Here is a 20,101-nt window from a genome sequence, read left to right on the forward strand (position 1 = left end):
AGAAAAAATATGGAAAATAAAACGTTAAAAATCGTCTTAACAGCTGCAATTAGCATTAGTTTAATCGGCAATATCGCGTTGTTTTGGCAGCTGAAAGAGGAACAAGAGATAAATACCTATAAAATTGAAGAAGTGGCTAAAAACGCGTCTGAGAAGCTCAAAAAAAATTCCTCTGAGGCACAGGTGAAGATCGACAAGTTAAATCAAACCATCAATGAGAAAAACCAAGAAATCGATCAGCTGAAGCAACAAGATGGCACAAAAGCAAAAGAGGAAGTCACTGAAGCACAAAGAAAGACGGCAGAAGAGTTCGGTCAATTGGCCATTGATAAATCATTAAGCAGAAATGAATTAACGGAAAAACTAAAAAATGTCGCAACCCAAGAAGTGATCGACAAATTAAGTCCTGCAGCCGATGATCACCAACATGATGATTACGGAAGTTACTCCTTTACATTAGGTGACGTGCAAACTTACGCTCAAACAAGCAGTGTAAAAGAGGAACAAAACTTTGTGGTATTTGTTGATTATACAATCGGAAATCCCCAATTCAAAGATGTCAAGCCACAAAAAATAAAAGGTGGACTGACTGTCACTGAAAAACAAGTCGATGGGCAATGGAAAGTCACAGACTTTAGTTATTTCACTCGATAGGAGGAGAAAAATGAGTAAGAATAAAAAGCCAAGAGAACGTTTTAGAAGACGAAAAAGTTATCTTCAATGGCTGGGAATCTTTATGATTCTCGGCTTTTTAATCCTTGCTAGTCCGATTTATACGCATCAAAAGGTAGATATACCAGATGAAGTAAGCACGAACGCATTTTTAAACACGAAGGAACTGACGATGGTTTCAAAAGAAAAAGGAGCGAACCAGCAATTAGTTTTTGAATTTGCGATCGACGATGAAGATCAGAGCTTATTAAAAGAACTCGCTAATCTTAATTATCGTGTAGAAGTAAAGACAGCTAAAGGGGATTATCAAGCAATAAAGGCCAAAGTGATCAAAGTTTCTGATGATTATTTTGCAGTGAAGCTATCGCATGTACCAGAAGAATATATCGCTATGCGTTTAACCATTATTCCTGAAAAAATTGATCCAAAGGTGGATATGCAAGAACCTCAAGATCTGATTTTTTATGTTCACGAAGATAAGATCAAAGATCACGTGAAAGATGAAGATTATGAACAACATGCGATCAATTACAAAGTGAAAGGATACAAGAAAGAACAAAAAGCGGCACAAAAACAAATTGAATCCTTCCAAGCAACCATTGATTTGAATGAAGAATTAGTGAAGAAACTAAAAGATCAATTGCCATATCAAGTCGCAGACGATCAGGAAAATACTGAAAATAAGATTAATGGTTACCAGCAAGAAATTGAAACATCGAAAACGCAAATGAAAGATCAAGAAGAGATCATTCAAAAACTTCAAGAAAAAATTGATCGTATGACAAAAGAAAATATTTAGAAGAATAGGTGGAGTAAAAGAAATGAAGCGAGCGAACTTGGTCGGTAAAGATACTTTTGCTGAGCAGAAAGTATTGATTAAAGCCTATCTCAAAGTTGTAAAAGCTAAAGACATTTGTCAAGAAGTGAATTTATCTAACACAACAATATCTGAGTTGAAGAATGGTAGAAAGAATTTAGATACCTTAAAATTCAGATCATTTGAAGCTCTTTATGTAGCTGCAAAAAAATATTTTACGGCTGACAGAAAATAAAAACAGGAGGATTTTATGTTTTATGAAGTCGAAGCAAGTCTAAGACATTGTATTGGAAAATTGTCGTTAGATGGAAGAAATATCCCACAAAACAAATCATACATTGGATGGAAAAGTGATGCTTTAGAAGTATCTAAGAAGCTTTCTATGGAAGAAGATGAGCTTCCATGAGTTCGATCAATTTGAACCATTTATTTGAAGATATCAGTAATCATTTTCAACAATTTTCAATTGAAGATAATGATGAATTGATGGGATTATTTCAAATAGAAAAAGAATACGACTATTTGACATTTATTTGTCGTGAAGGAAGAATCATTGATCCAAAAGAATCAAAAATCATTTCCCATTTAAGACGATTCAAAAATTATATCAGTAAAAATAAAGAAACTATTTCAGAAATAAAATTTGATGGAACAACAAACTTAGAATATTTAGTAAGAGTCACATATCAAAGAAACCGTCGACTGATTGAAGATGATCAGGGAGTTTTAATATGTGCTGGTGAAGAATACGATAGTCTCAAATTTACTCAGCTAAAATTTGAAAGTATTGGTCGTTCTATTTATTTTGAGTCACGACCATTTTATATCCGATATAATGATTTTCAACATTTGTTTTTACAAGATGAATCAAATGGATTCACCATTTTAGAACAAAGAAAGACGAAACAAATTGCATTATCTTACGAGAGTTCCCTCACGTTCATGGATTGTTCCTGTGAATCAATATTAAAAAAAATCAATCCGTTTATTAAAGAAATGATGGGAGAAAAGGATTCATTGCCTTTCACTTGGGCTGAAATTATAAAAGCAAAAAATAAATATGAGTTATTGTGTAAGAAGTACCCAACAAAAAGATTTACTAAAAAAGTAAATAAATATCCTTTACGTTATACGTATTCGTTGATGAAGATAAGAACAAGAGTAACAAGCAAACAGTTTAGAAAAATAGAGGCTGCGATGGAACAAAAAAACAATGATGTTTTTCCCTCAGAAGTATTTAGATTTGTAAAGAAGAACAGCCGTGAATTTGTAAAAGTATTATTAATTAGCTATGTTCAAACGTGTATTTTACCAAGTTTTGCAACAATTATTTTATCTGATTTAATTGACATGAGTTTTTCTTTAAATAAGAAACTAGAATTCAATTTTAAAACAGAACGCGGATTATCAAGACAACATAATCAAATTGTTTAAGAATATAATTTGAAACAAGCTAAAAGATTAAAAACATTCAAATTAAAACAACATGGTAAATATAGGTTGCTTGTCAAACATTTACAAAGTCATCCTCACTTTAAATTGATTAAAACAAATAAGGAACTCTTTCTAGAAGGATCAACTATGCACCACTGTGTGTATAGTTATTTAGAAAAAATACAAAGAGGTGGTTCAATTATTTGGAAGTACGAACGTCAGAATCATCGTTATACAGTTGAAATAGAGAAAAGAAAATATGGAAATTATGAAGTGGTACAATGCTATGGAAAATACGATTCATTACCAGATGAACAAGAACTTGATGAAATCAAAAAGGTTGTTAGGGCTATTCCGTACAAATAAAAGTTTATATAAGACATCAGTTTATTTTGATTGAAAAAAGAAAAAATGTAGAAAGTTGTCTGTGAAAAAAGTGTATGCTATACTGATGATGCAAACACATAAAACATTTAACACTCAAAAAGAGCCCTAGCAGTTGCAGCTGCGTAAGGCTCTTTTCTTTATTCACTATTAAACAAATAATGAACAGGCTAGCTGTCTTTATCATGTTTAGAATCTAACCATTTGTTAATGAGATGGGAGAAAACATTAACCACGATTCTAACACAAACATCAAGCACATAAAACATTTAACACTCCTCCTTTCTGGCTGAAGATTTCAACCAAACAGGAAGACAGCGTATCAATTATAGCATACACTTTTTCTTAAATTCATTTTTCATATTACAAAATATTTCCTTCTAATCGACAAAGTTAGAAGGATTTTTTATTGTCTAAATACACAAATAACCTTAATTTTTAAAGAGCATAAGGAAACGTGGGAACACTTTTTAAAAAAAGTGTTCCAATAGGCTGTGCCTATTACGTTTCTCTAAAACAAAAGTGGGTACAAAATATTCGATTTATGGATAGTGTATGGATAGTAAAACAGCTATACATGGATAGCATATGGATAGACTCCATAGACTATCCATACTTTTTTCGGAGGGTGAAAATGGAAATTAAAGAGATTAAAGTAAGAGGTATTAATAAAAAATATGTTCAAGAAATTGATCGTAGATGCGTAGAATTAACAGAACAAACTGGTCAAAAATGGAGTCGAAATGATTATCTAAAACTATTGATTGAAAACGACTTTGAACGTCCTTTAATGGACTACAAGAAAGATCAATTTGATCGTTTATTGGAAAAATTTACAGATGTTCAGCTGCATAATACAAAAATTTTGGAAGCATACACGAACGAGGTCAAGAACTTAATTGAAATATTAATCGCACATTAGGAAGGAGATAATGTTCTATGGTTAAAGCGATAGAAAAGCATATTACATTTTATGAAGCGCACGATGAAGTTTTAAAAAATATTATGGAAACTCAGCCTACGGTAAAAAACTATTCTGAAGCCATTCGATTTTTATGTATGAATTACGATCCAGAAATTGAAAAAAATAATAATATGACGAACGCAAAGTTGAACGCAATGGGAAAGGAAATTTCTATTTTAACAGAAATGGTTTCAGAGTTTGCGGATCTTCATTTGAAAGATACAGGAATACTAATTGGTACAAATTCAACTGTCTATCAAGAAGCAAAAGAGCGTGTGGAAGGGAAAATAAAAGCGAATCAAACGAAGAAGTATTCTCCTAAAATCAAGAAATCAATAAATGAATCTGTTCATGCCAGAGTAGACCCGTTTGATCCAACAAAGTTTTTAAAAAGATAAAAAGTAGAAGGGGAACATGATGAATAAATCGCCTGCAGTCATTCTCACTTGTCAATTTACCTTGCCCAATAAAAAATCTTTTTCAACATACATTGATTATATGACAAGAGAAAAAGCGCTGGAAGAAAAGGAACGACGCACGCCCGACGAAGAACAGGAACTGCAACGAATCAAGAATGCTTTAGAGGATTTTTATATTCCTGAAGGAGAAACTTTTTCGGAGAATAAGACGGGTAAAGAATTCAGTGAAACGTCGAATGAAGCTCAATCTTTGATGGGAAATGGAATCAACTTTGACAAGTTAGAGGAACAAGATTTTACCAAATATCTTTCTTATATGACCCGTCACTATGCGTTAGAACAAAAGAAAGAACTGACGCAAAGTGAACAAAAAGAATACCAACGCTTGAACCAAGCAATAAAAAAATATCAAACAGAGCCACACAAAAAAGCTTCAGGAAACCTTCCTGGAGTTTTTTCTATGGCTTCAGACGAAGTGAAAGGAAGTGATCTGAAGGAGATTAAGCAAATCTTCCAAAGAGGACAACAAAAAGGCTCAATCATTTATCAAGATGTTGTCTCTCATGATAATTCGTACCTTGAAAAAATAGGATTGTACGATCCCAAAACAGATACTTTAGATGAAGAAGGATTAAAAGTAGCTGGAAGAAAAATGATGGAGACATTATTCGAGAAAGAGCAACTGAACGAAACAGGCTACTGGATGGCAACGATTCACCGCAATACCAAACATATCCATATTCATTTTGCAGTTGTTGAAAAAGAAAATACGCGTAAACCTTACACGGAGGTTGAAAATGGTGTGAGTTATATCGTACCGAAAGGTAAGAGAAGACAAGCAACATTAGACGCAATGAAGACCAATTATGTACATGAGTTAGAACGTTTTTCTTATGAAAAGGATCGAATGATTGGTATGGAGAAACGAAATTTATTGACGCGGAAAAGTGATTTGCGTAACACCTTAACAAAAGTGGTAAAAGAGCCAGCGCGTTACGATCGACACGCAATGAACTTATTAAATGAAGTATATAAAACCCTACCTGACAAACGTTCGGAATGGAATTACGGGGATGAAAAACGAACCAAACTTTCACCATACACAAGAGAGAAACTCGATGAGTTAACCAAATATGTTTTAACAAAAGAACCTGAATACCAAGAATATATACAGATTTCAAAAGCATTGAAAGAAGAAGCAAAAAGTCTTTATGGGGAAAGCAAGAGAGAATCAAAGGATGCAGAAAAAAACGCCCTCTTTGATTTAAAAAAGCGCACAGGAAATGCCATCCTAACAGAACTGAAGAGACAAGATAGTCAAATAAAACCATTAATAGAAGGTGTCGATCAGATGCAATCTATTTACAATGAACGATCCTTTCGAACACTTAAACAGTTGCCAACAAATGAATACAAGTATAGTTACGAAGAATTCATGAAGCGAAGGAAACAATTCCAACAAAGAGTTGTCACGCAACGGAGTTTGCGTCAATTAAATCGAACGATTAATGCCCATGAAGAAAAATACCACGCAAGTAAAGCATACGAAGAGCAACAACGAAGAATTCAAATGGAACAAGAAAGACAGTAGGAGGAATAGCAATGAAACGATATTTAAATCAGTGGAAAGTCATAGAAGGATCACTAAAAGAAGAACGAATCGAACAACTTCCCGACTGCTTAGAAAAAGAGCATTTGTTTCAGATAAGAGAAATGTTGAGCATCGAACGGTTTGACCCAGATCAATTTTTAGTCGTTGAGTATCCAGCTACTGGCGTATACTGTTGTAATCATGTGAACGGTGAAAAATATTTTATTATTCAAGAATATGAAGGCAAGTTAGCGCCTTATTATACTACTTGGGAAATGAATGAAGAGGGGATCAATAACTTTCCATGTAAAAGCATAAAAGAGTCTATTTCACTCACAGAGTGTTAGTTATTAAGTGAAAAAAAAGAGTCCTGAACGTAATTGTCCAGGACTCTTTTTTGCAATGAATTGTTTTCCGCCAATTCATTGAATGGTGCGATTTGCGACTACATTATATCAAAAGAAAGAGAAGGGAGGAAGCAGAAATGGTTCATTCAACGATTGGAGTTGTTGTTGAAAAAAGCAGAGATAATCTCGTTTTTGTGACAGAAATTCAAACGGGCAGAGCTTTTGTCGTCACAGACAAAGCGGCAAAAGCTTATCAAAGTGGCAATATTTTAACGTTAAATCTGACTACGAAGACGTTCGTTGATGCAGCAGAAGATTATCCATTTGTTTAGGAGGAAAGAACATGGCAGAAGAAAAAGAACCACTAGACAATAGTTGTTTGGGAAAATCCAAAAGAAAATTAGTACGATTGCAAAATGAATTAAATGAACAAATCGAAAAGATGTTTGAACACCAAAAAATGACGAACGGTCAACCAATGAACGACAAGAGGAATGGCCGTTCATGGTTTAACCAGCAAGAACGAATCGAAAATAAAGTCCAAAGTCTGAGAGAAGAGATCAAGCAACAAGAAAAACAGGTAGAAAAACTTGAAAGACAAGAAGAGCTAAAGGAAATGGGCTATAACAAGTACGGCGGCCTGGATATGACAATCGAAAATATTCCAAGAATCAAAGAAGAAATCGAACGCTTTGAAAAAGGTGAATCGACTTTTTCAGCCGCTACGATCCGAAAATACCAACGGAAATTGGAAACATTAGAACAGCTGAAAGAAAGATCAGAAAAAGGAAAAGAAAATCTTCTTCCTGAAGTACAAGCAATTATTGACAGCGGACGAGTGACGCAATGGAAAAAAAATCCAACCATTTATTTTTTGAAAGGCTATCGAAAAGTTGCTTTAGAACTGAATGAAAACGGGGGATTTGAGGAATCAAAAAAATACCAAGCCACGTCGGAAGAGGAAAAAGCAGCTGTTCGTGAATTACTTGAAGAGGCTGCGCCAACTGATTCTTTGAAGGAGAAAGAAAACGATCATTTCTATCGAGTAGAATTCAACGAAAATGATCCAGAAAAAGGATTGAAAAGTTATGGTGGGGAGATCGTAACATTAGAATTGATCGATCAACTCAAAACGTTGGATAACCAATACGCCGCAGAAGCAGGTTATTATAAATTCTATTTTGAAGAAGTGAAGAACGGAGAAGTAGTCGATCAGATCCGAATGGATCTAGGGGATGGCGTCAACAGTAATCAACCCATCTATTTAGAGTTAGCAAAATTGTGCGAACAAGTACCTGAGAAGGAACAAAAACAATCGGTCAAAAATGAACCTGTTTCAAAAGAACAAATGCAGTCGAAAGAAACAAAAACAAAACAAAAGGGCTATCAAAAACGAACGGCAGAAGAGATTAAACAAGAAGTTAAATCCCTTTCGCAACAGGCACTGGATGCGGTGAAAAAGCATACCCATTCTCCTGAAGACGTCAAAGAACTTTTGAACTTTATGTCTCGTTTTCCAGAACGATCCTTTAGAAATCAATTATTGATTGAGGAACAATTTCCAGGTGCAACGGCTTGTTTAGGTCGTGCCACGTTGAAAAAAGAAGGAATCTATATCAAAAAAGGGGAACAAGGGAACAAGATCTTTGTCAGAAAAACGGTCAAAGGATTTTATGAGAAAGGACGTGGCTTTGTTCGAGAAACAGAAGCTACACCAGAAGATAAAAAACGAATTGAAAGTGGTCAAATCGAAGTGATCAAAAAACCTTACTACACGATTGAAAAAGTGTTTGATATCACACAAACACAGTTAAAACCTGAAGACTATCCGAAAATCTTTCCGAACCGTGTCTTTGATTTTCAATTGGATAAAAAAGGACAGTCAGAACTTCAAGCTGGGATTCAAGCGGTAGCCAACAATATTGGAATACAAATTCGAGATATGACAGAAAGTGAAGTCTATCAAAGAGAATTAGGACAAGCACGTGGGGCGTATGTTCGTAACGAATTTACTGGTGAAGAAGAAATCGTCATGAATACTCGAAATACTCCTACGCAACATTTAGCTACAAGTATTCACGAATTAGCCCATGCAAGAATGCACAAATTTTCAGAATTAGATACCGCAACTAAAGAATTGCAGGCAGAAATGACTTCTTATATTGTGTGCAAACATTTTGGAATGGACACGTCGGAGAAAGCTATTCCTTATATTGCAGCATGGACGAAGAATGGTCAGACGTTGGATGATAAGGAAGCTGCGGAACGTGGGAAAATCATGAATGATGTCAGCCGTGTCGCAAATGAATTCATTCAAACCATTTCTAATGAAATCAATCAATACAGAGAAAGAGAACCAGAGATCCAACCAGCAGAAGTGAAGCAGGAGCATAAAAATACTGTAGAAACGGCAGAACAAAAGAATATTGTGCCTGTTGGTTCACTTTGGATCGACAAGAAAGACGGGAAAGTCCTGGAAGAAGATACAGGCCGAACGTTACATTTGAAGGATGCGGCGTTTATTGAAGATCCGCAGCATAATCAAGTGATTCTAAAAGGGAAAAGTTATGGGAAAGAGATCCAAACGGCTTTACCTTCAGAAGAATTTGCGCTAGGAAATCAATTCCGATTTTCACTAGAAACTGTATCAGAAGTGGCCAAACGAAAAAATGAAATCTATTATGAACAACAAATGTCACAAAAAGAACGAGTATAAAACAAGCAAGAAAGACTATCTGAAAAATGGATAGTCTTTTTTCTTTTGGGAGGTTTGAAAATGACAGAGAAAAAAATGAGTCTTATTGATCGATGTAAACAGATCGATATAGTGGATTTTGCTCGAAACAATGGAATGGCTGTAGTCAATAAAGGACGAGACTATCGCTTAGAAGACCATGATTCTTTTGTTTTTGATCGAAGAAAACAGCGATTTTATTGGAACAGTCAAGGTATTGGTGGGGATATTATTGAATTGACTCAATTGTTTTTTATTGACGATTCTATTCAAAACCCAAAGCAACGTTTTAAAGCAGCGCTAGATTATATTATAAAGGACGAAAATAAGGTGGAACGGGTGGAAAATCTTCACTTTGAAACACAAGAATATAAGCACCACCCAATTGATTATCGACCATTGACAGAAAAAGGACGAAGTTACTTAAAAGAACAACGAAAATTCCCTGAATGGTTGATTGATTACGGAGAACAACAAGGGTTGATCCTGGAAATGAAGCCACGCAATGAACGAAAAAATTATATTGTGCAAGATGATCGCTTAGACTATGCGATCGTTTTTCCCTGGAAAGACCGTCATACAGACCAAATATTAGGGGCAACTTATCAAGGGACTATCGTAGACTATGAACGTTTTGGAAAACGGGGTGTTGACAAACGAATAGATATAAATCCTACGCCTAATCACGGGTTTAATGTTCTTCTTGGATCTCCTAAGAATCTGAAATTTTTTGAGAGTCCCATTGATTTACTTAGTTACGCTGCTTTAAATCCCGAGACGATCAAAGACACGTGGCTTGTTTCTATGGATGGACTGAAGGATGCAGTAGTGGGGCACTATGTTCGAGAAGCGGTGACAGAATTGGCGCCGAAAGAAGAATTTCCAGAATCGATTGAGATTTGTGTGGATAATGATCGAGCTGGACACGTATTCTGGGATAAGGTACACCGACTTGGTGTGTCGAATCCATTTACAGGAAAAGCGGTGTATTTTGAACCGAATCTTCCCAACGATTGGCAAGTACCGAGAGAATATCAAACAATCTATGAAGAAGTAGGGAAAGAAATGAGAGTTGCGCCTGAAGCAATCATGGCTATTCATAAAATCGAAAACAACCTAACGGATACTAACCAAATCGTATCGTTCGGTGAAATCCAGGGAGTATTTGCCAAAAAACTTGCGCCAAAAGAGAAAGCCCAATCTATTGTTGTAAAGGAAAAATGTATAGAAGCAGCTCAGCAGCTAAAATCGTGTGAAAAATCTGATGGAACATACGATTTTGATCGTTTTTATCGTGGAAAAGGGAAAATTAATGAACAAATTCAATTTTCATTGAAGGCCAAACACTATTTTGAAGGTTATAAAAATCATGAACACGAATTTGTTTCTGAAGTGAAAAAAGATTGGAATGATCAATTGAAGCATGAGATCCAGCAACAAGCAATCAGAAAGCAAAAACGTGCGATGTTGTTTCAACAAGGCAGACAACAAGAAAGGGTGTGAGATCGTCACGATGAAAACTGTCATTTTAGCAGAAAAACCGTCACAAGCGAAGGCCTATGCCGATAGCTTTTCTAAAGTCACCCGAAAAGACGGGTATTTTGAAATCCAAGATCGATTGTTTCCTGGTGAAACTGTGATCACGTATGGTTTTGGTCATTTAGTCGAGTTAGATTCTCCTGATATGTACGATGAAAATTGGAAACAATGGTCATTAGAACATTTGCCTATTTTCCCTACACATTATCACTATCATGTTCCTAAAGATAAGAAAAAGCAATTCAACGTGGTGAAACAGCAACTTCAATCGGCTGATACCATTATTATTGCGACAGATAGCGATCGTGAAGGGGAACTGATCGCTTGGACGATCATTCAACAAGCAGGCGCTGATCAAGGAAAAACCTTTAAAAGACTTTGGATCAATTCCTTAGAAAAAGAAGCCATTTATCAGGGATTCCAGCAGTTACGAGACGCAGGAGATACCTATCCAAAATTTGAAGAAGCACAAGCACGTCAGATCGCCGATTGGTTAATTGGGATGAATGGTAGCCCACTGTATAGTTTACTCTTGCAGCAAAAAGGCATACCAGGAAGTTTTTCCTTAGGCAGAGTCCAAACCCCAACGCTTTACATGATTTATCAATTGCAGGAAAAAATTAGAAACTTCCAAAAAGAACCATATTTTGAAGGAAAAGCCCAAGTAACCGCTCAAAACGGTACATTTAATGCGAAACTTGATCCCAATGAAACCCAAGCGACGCAAGAAGCATTTGAAGCGTATTTAAAAGAAAAGGGCGTTCAAGTAGGAAAACAGACAGGCACGATTCTTGAAGTCGAAACCGAGAAAAAAAGTGTGGTAAGTCCACGTCTTTTTTCTCTATCCAGCCTTCAGTCTAAGATGAATCAACTCATGAAAGCTAGTGCAAAAGACACTTTGGTAGCCATGCAAGGGTTGTATGAAGGGAAATATCTAAGCTATCCACGAACAGATACCCCTTATATTACAGAAGGGGAGTATGCGTATTTGTTAGATCACTTAGACGAATAAAGCATTTTTTGAGAGCTGAAGAAATTCCAACTCCTATTCATACACCGAATAGTCGGTATGTGAATAATAAGAAAGTCCAAGAACATTACGCGATCATTCCTACAAAAACGGTTATGACAGAAGCGATGTATGAAAGTCTGACACCTTTACAACAAGCGATTTACGAGCAAGTTTTAAAAACAACGGTGGCTATGTTTGCGGAAAAATACACCTATGAAGAAACTACGATTTTGACACAAGTTCAACAGCTTCAGTTAAAAGCAATTGGAAAAGTGCCGGTAGATCTAGGTTGGAAAAAGCTGTTTGGCAAAGAGAGCGACAGAAAAGGAAAGGAAGAAGAACCGCTACTTCCTAAAGTGACAAAAGGAGAAACGGTGACGGTAGATCTACAAGTTCTTGAAAAAGAAACCAAGCCACCACAACCTTATACCGAAGGTACGTTGATCACTGCGATGAAAACAGCTGGGAAAACCGTGGATAGTGAAGAAGCGCAATCCATATTGAAAGAAGTAGAAGGAATCGGTACAGAAGCGACACGGGCAAATATTATTGAAATCTTGAAACAAAAGGAATATATCAAGGTAGAGAAAAATAAGCTCGTGGTGACGAATAAAGGGATTTTGCTTTGCCAAGCCGTGGAAAAAGAGCCGCTGCTTACGAGCGCCGAAATGACCGCCAAATGGGAAAGCTACTTATTAAAGATTGGAGAACGAAAAGGAACACAAACCACTTTTCTAGCTAATATCCAAAAATTTGTCTCTCACTTATTGGAAGTCGTACCAGGGCAAATCCAATCCACTGATTTTGGATCGACGTTACAAGAAGTGAAAGCAGCCAGTGAAAAGCAAGAAGCCGCGCGTCATTTAGGAATTTGTCCAAAATGTCAGGAACAAGAAGTCATACTTTATCAAAAGGTGGCAGCATGTACGTCTGAAGTCTGTGATTTTAAATTATGGACAACGATTGCCAAAAAGAAACTCACAGCGACACAGTTGAAGGATATTATTCAAAATAGCCGAACAAGCCAACCAGTGAAAGGGTTAAAAGGTCAGAAGGGTTCGTTTGAAGCAACGATTGTTTTAAAAGAAGACTTCACTACAGGCTTTGAATTTTCTGAAAAGAAAAAAACGAACTTCAAGAAAAGAACACGACGCACTACAAAATAATGGAGGGTTAATCTTATGCGTAATACAACACACAAACAACAAGAAATCGAAAATCAAAAAGCTAAAATTCGTTCAGAACAGGAAAAAATGCGTGCCAGCAAACGAAGACTGCAGCAATTAAAGAACCAGCAACGGATTCAAAAATAAATCGAATTAGATCGATAAAATCTTCCTGATTGTTGTATACGCATAAACTTATGTTATACTATATTTATAAGTTTATGCGTATACAAAGGAGGGAGAAAATGACAAAAGCAATGGTATATAAGCTACTAGAAGAATTTAATGGAACTTTGGCTTTGAAGGATGCTAAAAAAGCGGGCATTTCTCCTGTTACGATCAAACGTATGGTAGATCGAGGGGAGCTGGATCGAGAGTATCCAGGCTTTTTCACCTTACCTGGTCAATTTCCTGATGAATTGTTTATAGCGCAAAAAAAATATGAACGCGGCATTATTTCGCATATCACCGCGTTGGATTTATATGATTTAACGGATATGATCCCTAGACAGATCGATCTAACCGTACCTTACGGTTATCACGTTTCTGAAAAGGGATTGAAGGAATTCGCGGTTGAGTTACACTATTCAAAAGCGGAATGGTATGAATTAGGCAAGATCGAAATAAAGAGTCGCTATGGGAATCCTGTTATAGCTTATGATCCAGAAAGAACCTTGTGTGACATTTGGAATCCCTGGTATAACGTTGAGGATGAAATCAAAGTAAAAGCAATCAAAAACTACATGGAGTCGGACAGAAAAAATCTTAGAAAATTGAATGAGTATCGACGAATTTTGCCTACAGATAAAACGATGCGCTCTTATATTATGGCTTTAAATTAAAGGAGAAGACACATGACACCTACGCAATTAAAAGCAAAAGTGAAGAATATTTCTAGAGAAAAAGAAGTTGATCCGCAGCTTGTTTTAAGACATTTTATGATGGAAAAATTCTTGGAAAAAATCTCAGAGTCTCCTTATCGTGAAAATTTTGTGTTAAAAGGCGGCTTCTTAATTGGCTCAAAGTATGGCATTGAAAATCGTACAACCAAAGACATTGATACGACTTTACGGGAAATGAAAGTAACCAAAGAAACATTAACAACGGTTCTAAACGATATTTTTTCAACGCCGACGAAAGAAGGCATTCAATTTGAGATTCAAGGAATGAAAGAAACGAGAGAAGCCGATTACTATCCAGGATTTAGCTTACGTGTGCTGGCACATTTGGAAAATATGCGGCCAGATTTTAAGGTAGATGTGACTACAGGTGACTCGATCTATCCTGCAACGATCACTCACAGTCATAAATTGATGTTTGAAGATCGAACGATTCCTTTGGAATCTTATCCTACAGAACAAATTATTGCCGAAAAATTAAGTGCAACCTTTGATTTTTTAACAGATAATTCGAGAGGAAAAGATTTTTATGATCTCTATACTATTCCTAAAATGGAAAAGATCGATGAGAAGACCTTGAAAGATAGTGTGAGAAATACATTTACACGTCGAGGAAAAACTGATCCGTTAAAGATTTATTACGAAAAGGATATGGATGTACTGAAAAATAGTCATGAGCTAAAAGATACCTGGAAGAAATATCAAAAAAGCAATCCTTATGCTGCGTCGATCACGTACGAAGAGACAATGGATTCGATTAGTAATTTGATGGAAAAAGTGATTCACGTCGAAGAAAAAGAGCGAAAAATAGCTTATCAAAGACACCAACAGATGAACAGAGAAATGGAGAGATAAAAATGATCAATAATGTAACTTTAGTAGGACGGTTAACCAAAGATCCAGATTTACGTTATACCGCAAGTGGCACAGCAGTGGCTACTTTTACCCTAGCCGTTAATCGTAATTTCACGAATCAAAACGGCAATCGAGAAGCTGATTTTATCAATTGCGTGATTTGGCGCAAACCAGCAGAAACGATGGCGACATTAGCTAAAAAAGGCAGCTTGATCGGCGTTGTCGGACGGATTCAAACACGGACTTATGACAACCAGCAAGGACAACGTGTGTATGTGACAGAAGTTGTAGCTGATAACTTCCAACTATTAGAAAGCAAAGCAGCGACAGAGAGCCGTGCGCACGCTGATCAATCGTCCACGAGTCCAAGCGCCACCACTTTTGAACAACGGGATACAGCGACGCCTAACAACAATGGATTGAACGCTTCACAGAATCCATTTGGTGGACAATCAATCGATATTAGCGATGATGATCTACCGTTTTAAGTAGCATTTTCTATTGGTTGCATTTGCTACGGTTTATGTTATAATTTAGTCAACAAAAAGAATTTTCAATCTATAACCAAAAACCACTAGCTGGCGGGCTAGTGGTTTTCTTTTACGTTTCTATTATAAGAATTAACGGGTAGGCTTACTGTCTTTCTTGGCAAATTTACAATCAAGCCATTTGCAGATATAGTGCGCGGCTACTTCTGCCATGATTGCAAAAACAAAATCAAAAAGAATTTTCAAACCTATAACCTCCTCCCCTTGCCAGATTAGGCCGGGGTAGCAGACAGCAAGACTATTATAGCATAATTGAAATATCCAAATGATTGGATTTTTGCTATAATTTTAGCGAGGTGATTGTGATGAACAAATATGTTGGTTTGCTTGATAAAATCCGAGTAATAAAAACGCAACCGTTATTGGTTCGCTTTACTTTACAAACGATTCATGAATCGATTAATTGTGTAGTTGCAGATATTGAAATTATCGATAAATTGCTAATTATGGATGATGGAAAATACAATATTGCCGTCACAGGTCACTTCAATAAACGAAATCAGCTAGTTATTGCTAGCATGTATGTTAGAAATTCCGATCATTTTACGCGATCGATGGGCATATAAAAAAAGAAGAGTTGCAATCCTAATGTAGGACTGCAGCTCTTTTTGTTTTACATAGAAACAAGAAAAATGAAAAGGCCTTTTTAGGAAGGCGCGAGCGGCCTTCTCAATTGAAAAACCTCTCTCACTCCAACCGCCACCGCCGTTCGAGAAGAAAGGAAGTGAACGTTGCACGTTCACTAAGATAAAGGGTCTTGCAAAGCAAGACAAAATAGAAAAAACTTCCTCTCACCAAAAGGTTCGTTCCTGTTCGTTATCTCTTTATTGATTTGCCAGACCGGCAACAAGTTGCCTTTTATCACCAAAAAGCGACAAGGACAAGGGTAAATGGCACGCTGCGCGCCCTTGTCCTTGTCGCTTTTCGTTGATTCATTCTGGCCAATAAATCAATAAAGAAAGAACTAACGAAAGGAAGTAAACCCTTTCCTAAGAGGAGGCAGAATCAATCATGCGAAAGAAATTTGATTATTGGGGTGTTCCCTTCAGCGAATCATTCCCAAACTATCATGCACCACATACTGTCGAATGCGATTGTGGACAAAGAGCGAAATGTATCAAAAGCTATCGTTTGTATCAATGTCCAACATGCGGAAAAAAATACACCCTGTCTTATGGCGATTATATTTTGATTGATGAGAAAGGAAAGAAACGCTGATGAAAACACAACATAAATTATTGACTGTAAAAGAAGTCGTTCAAATTTTGGTGGACAAAGAAGTCATTTCTGAAAAAGTAGCAGAAGCTTTACTTATTCCGCGGTACTGGACGATAGAAACCCCTTTAGTAGAGGATGCACCGACTATGCTATTTGAAGACCTAGTGAAGATTGCAGGATATGAACTGCATTATCAAGAAAACTTGGAAACTTATGAAAACGAATATTGGTTAACCAAATTAGAGAACTAAAAAGGAGAAAAAAATATGGCTCAAAATTACTATGACGAATTTGTCAAATTACCTTTGGATAAAATGGCACAAAAAATGGAGGATATGACGTTCCTATACCATGAAACACGTGTACCTAAAAAACATTACAAGGAAAAATTGTCAGTCGCAGTGGAAGAAATGATTGAATCAAGTGTCGAAATGAATCTCATTGCGACGTACTATCGAACACTGGAAGAACTGAAAAAACAGAATGGAAAATGGTTTTTCCAAGCCTTACTATGCTTGGAAGTAGGTGTCAAACCAAGCACTATCAAACATTCCGAATATCAAGCCTTAGAACTGACTTATGCAAAATTCGCACAAATTAAGAAAGCTAAAGCAATGGCTAGCGACTGGCTAGATACTTTTGAAAGTATCGAAAAAAATGGTGCATTTTATACGATTCAATCGGAGGAGAAAGATAATGAATAAGGTGGTTTATCAGCTAACAACAGAAGATGTTTCGCAATTTTTAACAAATAAAGAACACTTGAATGAAGTAATCAGACGGATTCAAAAAGACTTTAGTTGTATGGAAGAAATGAAGTACTTTATTTAAAGAGTGGAAGAACAGTTGTATTTGGAAAGTGAAACGAGTCAAACGAAGATTACAGTCAGCCATAATCGTTTAGACGTGTATAAACGTCGTCCTGACACATTAAAAAAAGGAGTGGAGCTTCTACGACTAGAAACAGAAAAATATATCATGAATGTTTACCTAGAAAGGAGTGAACTGGTCGAAAACTTTGTCAGCTACACGATTTGCAGGAAACACTATTACTCAGAATCAGAATATTATTCAATTTTTGAGAGCATGGAATTAATGGAAGAGCTAAACAGCAAAGATGCGACGGTAGACGATTATTACCTTGTATTTACTAGATTTTTGACGTGTGGGACGGAATCTATCGTGTTAATGGGAATGGATTATGAACTCGCTGTACCCGAAGCATTTTTGAGGGAATATGTAGAAGAAGTAGAAAACCCAGGCGACGACTGGTACACGACTTTAACTGTTTTTTTAGACACCTACACTTACGACGATACAGAAGAAATCCAAAATGAACTTGACCGTAAACGAATGTCATATCAACGATTTGAAAGGAAAAAAGGTCAATAAACATTTATACCGAAAAGTGAGAATGTGTGAAATAAGAACAAAAAACCTTGAAATTAAGGGAATGGTTCTTATTTCGCACCAATCGCTCCAACCGCCCCCACCGCTTAGGTGGTGCGAAATAAGCGGGCAAAGCCCGATAACCTAAGAGAAAGAAGGAGATCCATATGAATAAAATCATTCCTCTATTGTTCGTACTGTTTGTTGGCGAGATACTTATGCGTCATGGTGCAGCTGTACATTTGAACCTCGCAATATTTTTGGCAATATTGGTGTTTTGTTTGATCTTTTGGCGATTTGTATTAGCCCTTGTGAGTCTACTATTCAAGGTGATTGCATCTATATTCTTCATAGGGCTATTTCGATGAAAGGAGAGAGTACCAATGCCAATTGCAATAGGAAATAAACGGTTACCCGTGACATTAGATGAAAAGAGACAAAAAGAATTGCAGCAACTAAAGCAGAAGTACGGAAAAAGTGAATCTAAGATTATGTGTATTGCGTTAGATCTATTGATCGCGCAAGAAAAAGCAGGATTTGATGTACCAGCACTCAAAAAGTGACGTCACTTTTCATTTGAAGAAACAAAAGTGATAGCACTTAATTGTTCCTACTATTTAGAATATTTTCTATGTCCTTTTTATTCCATTTTGTATCAATAACTATGAAATCTTTAAAGTATCCAGTAGAGATTATTTTTAGATCAATTTTTTTCTTACCTGATTCTAAAGATTTTGTTTTCTTAAACATATTATGATTTCCTTTCGACTATTTTCATATAAATGTTAACATAGTTTATGGATTCATGGAATGTTAATCTAATTTAATAGAAAAGGATAATTAAGTATATACGTTTTTTCTTATGTATGTTATACTATGTATATACAGAAAGAGGTGTCTACTATGGAAATGTTACCTATAAAAAAATGGGGAAATAGTAATGGCCTTAGATTGCCAAAGTATATTATGGAATATCTTGGAATTCATACAGAAGACAAAGTGAAGATAATACAAGAAGAAGTAAACGGTCAGAAGCGGCTAATTATCGAAGCGGCTAATATAGAAAATGAATTAACAATTGAACAGTTATTTGAAAATTATACTGATGAAAGAAATCATGTGACGATTCAAAATTTAGGTGAAGCAGTAGGTAATGAAAAATGGTGAGAAAACCTAGACAAGGCGATATTCTATTATTGAATACAGCACCTCGATCTGGACACGAACAGACAGGTAAAAGACCTTATATTGTTTTAAGTCATGATATTATTGCGGATTATAGTAACGTTGTTACAGTTGCTCCAATTTCTAGTACAACTAGAAACTATCCGCTATATGTAAATATAAACTCAGAATATGAAATGAAGACAACAGGAAAAGTATTATTAGATCAACTAACGACAATTGATTATGAAGCCAGAGAGTGTATTTTTTTGGAAAAAGCGCATGATAGTTTAGTTGAGGAGTTATTGATGAAAGTTAGAACAGTTTTTCAAAAAGTAAGCAAATAAAATAGAAACAGCAGCATGATCAACTATTCGTGATTGATCATGCTGTCTTTTTTTATTCTATATACGGTTTGTCTCGTAACATTGTAGTCTTTTGCAATCTTAGCGATCGCAACACCTTTTTTTAGATCCTCAACGATGTTTTTATAAACAAGACGACGTTGGGGATCTTTTGCATTGGCACTGTATAGCTTAGGACGTCCTTTATAAACACCGTTCGCTTTCGCAATCTTAATGCCTTGTGCCTGGCGTCGTTTAGATTCGGTACGTTCTTGTTCAGCAATCATGGCCAAAATTTGGATGATTAAATCTTTAATGAACTTATCCAGGAGAGGATTACCAATGGCTTCAGCCATGATTGGTAAACTGGTGATGATCAGCTGCACATTTTTCTTCTTTAGGTAATTGACTGAAGCAATGATCTCGTCGTAATTTCTTCCAAGTCGAGCGATGGCTTCTACAATAAATATATCTTGATCTCAGACGAAATCCAATGCTTCTTGAAAAACAGGTCGATGAGTAATCGTTGCGCCCGATTGTTTCTCGATGAAAATTCTCTCTGCACCGAATTTTTTCATTTCTTCAACCTGGCGTTGTTCATTTTG

General features: G+C 36.1%; 25 protein-coding genes and 3 pseudogenes. 27 read left to right on the forward strand and 1 reads right to left on the reverse strand.

The features are described from left to right. Positions 1-9 precede the first annotated feature (9 nt). From AB3I42_RS12940 to AB3I42_RS13070, 27 genes and pseudogenes are all read left to right on the forward strand, one after another. Positions 10-654 carry a hypothetical protein gene (locus AB3I42_RS12940; protein ID WP_081125707.1) on the forward strand — a complete coding sequence of 215 codons (645 nt, stop codon included), beginning with the start codon at positions 10-12 and terminating at the stop codon, positions 652-654. A 10-nt stretch (positions 655-664) separates the two neighbouring features. Next, positions 665-1,471 (forward strand): hypothetical protein, encoded by an 807-nt coding sequence (locus AB3I42_RS12945; RefSeq protein WP_081125706.1) that lies wholly within the window; start codon positions 665-667, stop codon positions 1,469-1,471. A gap of 22 nt (positions 1,472-1,493) precedes the next feature. Next, complete coding sequence (locus tag AB3I42_RS12950) at positions 1,494-1,724, forward strand: hypothetical protein (protein WP_081125705.1); 231 nt, start codon at positions 1,494-1,496, stop codon at positions 1,722-1,724. A 15-nt stretch (positions 1,725-1,739) separates the two neighbouring features. Further along, the gene (locus AB3I42_RS12955) at positions 1,740-1,895 is read left to right on the forward strand and encodes a hypothetical protein (RefSeq protein ID WP_179130754.1); all 156 of its coding nucleotides are present in this window, start codon (positions 1,740-1,742) and stop codon (positions 1,893-1,895) included. Between the two features lie 11 nt (positions 1,896-1,906). After that, entirely contained in the window at positions 1,907-2,923 is a 1,017-nt protein-coding gene (locus AB3I42_RS12960) for a hypothetical protein (protein ID WP_241546000.1), read from the forward strand. A 9-nt stretch (positions 2,924-2,932) separates the two neighbouring features. Next, positions 2,933-3,289: a PcfJ domain-containing protein gene (locus tag AB3I42_RS12965; protein ID WP_232088658.1), complete on the forward strand. Its 357-nt coding sequence runs from the start codon at positions 2,933-2,935 to the stop codon at positions 3,287-3,289. 652 nt (positions 3,290-3,941) lie between these two features. Further along, entirely contained in the window at positions 3,942-4,229 is a 288-nt protein-coding gene (locus AB3I42_RS12970; protein WP_181934757.1) for a hypothetical protein, read from the forward strand. A 17-nt stretch (positions 4,230-4,246) separates the two neighbouring features. Next, on the forward strand, positions 4,247-4,669 hold the full coding sequence (locus AB3I42_RS12975) for a hypothetical protein (RefSeq protein WP_081125703.1): 423 nt from the start codon (positions 4,247-4,249) through the stop codon (positions 4,667-4,669). 19 nt (positions 4,670-4,688) lie between these two features. After that, the gene (gene mobP2, locus AB3I42_RS12980; RefSeq protein WP_181934756.1) at positions 4,689-6,281 is read left to right on the forward strand and encodes a MobP2 family relaxase; all 1,593 of its coding nucleotides are present in this window, start codon (positions 4,689-4,691) and stop codon (positions 6,279-6,281) included. Between the two features lie 11 nt (positions 6,282-6,292). After that, on the forward strand, positions 6,293-6,628 hold the full coding sequence (locus tag AB3I42_RS12985; RefSeq protein ID WP_081125701.1) for a hypothetical protein: 336 nt from the start codon (positions 6,293-6,295) through the stop codon (positions 6,626-6,628). A gap of 137 nt (positions 6,629-6,765) precedes the next feature. Beyond that, positions 6,766-6,960 carry a hypothetical protein gene (locus AB3I42_RS12990; protein ID WP_010727920.1) on the forward strand — a complete coding sequence of 65 codons (195 nt, stop codon included), beginning with the start codon at positions 6,766-6,768 and terminating at the stop codon, positions 6,958-6,960. Positions 6,961-6,971: 11 nt separating this feature from the next. Next, positions 6,972-9,344, forward strand: a complete 2,373-nt coding sequence (locus AB3I42_RS12995) for an ArdC-like ssDNA-binding domain-containing protein (protein WP_081125700.1) — start codon at positions 6,972-6,974, stop codon at positions 9,342-9,344. A 60-nt stretch (positions 9,345-9,404) separates the two neighbouring features. Beyond that, positions 9,405-10,865, forward strand: coding sequence for a toprim domain-containing protein (locus AB3I42_RS13000; RefSeq protein ID WP_368022543.1), 1,461 nt, complete (start codon positions 9,405-9,407; stop codon positions 10,863-10,865). A 10-nt stretch (positions 10,866-10,875) separates the two neighbouring features. Then, positions 10,876-13,079 (forward strand): annotated as a pseudogene (gene topB, locus AB3I42_RS13005) (DNA topoisomerase III). 15 nt (positions 13,080-13,094) lie between these two features. Further along, entirely contained in the window at positions 13,095-13,226 is a 132-nt protein-coding gene (locus AB3I42_RS13010) for a hypothetical protein (protein WP_368022544.1), read from the forward strand. A gap of 98 nt (positions 13,227-13,324) precedes the next feature. Continuing rightward, a complete protein-coding gene (locus AB3I42_RS13015; protein WP_053765596.1) occupies positions 13,325-13,921 on the forward strand; it encodes a type IV toxin-antitoxin system AbiEi family antitoxin domain-containing protein in 597 nt (198 codons plus the stop codon). A 12-nt stretch (positions 13,922-13,933) separates the two neighbouring features. Further along, positions 13,934-14,833: a nucleotidyl transferase AbiEii/AbiGii toxin family protein gene (locus tag AB3I42_RS13020; protein ID WP_002325540.1), complete on the forward strand. Its 900-nt coding sequence runs from the start codon at positions 13,934-13,936 to the stop codon at positions 14,831-14,833. A gap of 2 nt (positions 14,834-14,835) precedes the next feature. Beyond that, positions 14,836-15,321: a single-stranded DNA-binding protein gene (gene ssb / locus AB3I42_RS13025; RefSeq protein WP_081125698.1), complete on the forward strand. Its 486-nt coding sequence runs from the start codon at positions 14,836-14,838 to the stop codon at positions 15,319-15,321. 365 nt (positions 15,322-15,686) lie between these two features. After that, complete coding sequence (locus AB3I42_RS13030) at positions 15,687-15,947, forward strand: hypothetical protein (protein ID WP_081125697.1); 261 nt, start codon at positions 15,687-15,689, stop codon at positions 15,945-15,947. A 445-nt stretch (positions 15,948-16,392) separates the two neighbouring features. After that, positions 16,393-16,599 carry a DNA helicase UvrA gene (locus AB3I42_RS13035; RefSeq protein WP_081125696.1) on the forward strand — a complete coding sequence of 69 codons (207 nt, stop codon included), beginning with the start codon at positions 16,393-16,395 and terminating at the stop codon, positions 16,597-16,599. Next, the gene (locus AB3I42_RS13040; RefSeq protein WP_002320549.1) at positions 16,599-16,850 is read left to right on the forward strand and encodes a hypothetical protein; all 252 of its coding nucleotides are present in this window, start codon (positions 16,599-16,601) and stop codon (positions 16,848-16,850) included. The genes AB3I42_RS13035 and AB3I42_RS13040 overlap by 1 nt, the downstream gene beginning before the upstream one ends. A 15-nt stretch (positions 16,851-16,865) precedes the next feature. Further along, positions 16,866-17,303 (forward strand): hypothetical protein, encoded by a 438-nt coding sequence (locus AB3I42_RS13045; RefSeq protein WP_053765594.1) that lies wholly within the window; start codon positions 16,866-16,868, stop codon positions 17,301-17,303. Next, a pseudogene (locus tag AB3I42_RS13050) lies at positions 17,296-17,991 on the forward strand (hypothetical protein). Before AB3I42_RS13045 ends, AB3I42_RS13050 begins: the two are co-directional and overlap by 8 nt. Before the next feature lie 164 nt (positions 17,992-18,155). Continuing rightward, positions 18,156-18,356 carry a hypothetical protein gene (locus tag AB3I42_RS13055; protein ID WP_053765593.1) on the forward strand — a complete coding sequence of 67 codons (201 nt, stop codon included), beginning with the start codon at positions 18,156-18,158 and terminating at the stop codon, positions 18,354-18,356. A 15-nt stretch (positions 18,357-18,371) separates the two neighbouring features. Continuing rightward, entirely contained in the window at positions 18,372-18,551 is a 180-nt protein-coding gene (locus tag AB3I42_RS13060) for a hypothetical protein (protein ID WP_002300804.1), read from the forward strand. Positions 18,552-18,891: 340 nt separating this feature from the next. After that, positions 18,892-19,155: a hypothetical protein gene (locus tag AB3I42_RS13065; RefSeq protein WP_002287514.1), complete on the forward strand. Its 264-nt coding sequence runs from the start codon at positions 18,892-18,894 to the stop codon at positions 19,153-19,155. Further along, on the forward strand, positions 19,149-19,499 hold the full coding sequence (locus AB3I42_RS13070) for a type II toxin-antitoxin system PemK/MazF family toxin (RefSeq protein ID WP_002321032.1): 351 nt from the start codon (positions 19,149-19,151) through the stop codon (positions 19,497-19,499). Before AB3I42_RS13065 ends, AB3I42_RS13070 begins: the two co-directional genes overlap by 7 nt. A 23-nt stretch (positions 19,500-19,522) precedes the next feature. On the opposite strand, the pseudogene AB3I42_RS13075 reads toward AB3I42_RS13070, so the two are convergent. Further along, a pseudogene (locus tag AB3I42_RS13075) lies at positions 19,523-20,101 on the reverse strand (recombinase family protein); the annotation flags it as partial.

Source organism: Enterococcus sp. C53, from assembly GCF_040887425.1.
Lineage (GTDB): Bacteria > Bacillota > Bacilli > Lactobacillales > Enterococcaceae > Enterococcus_B > Enterococcus_B hirae.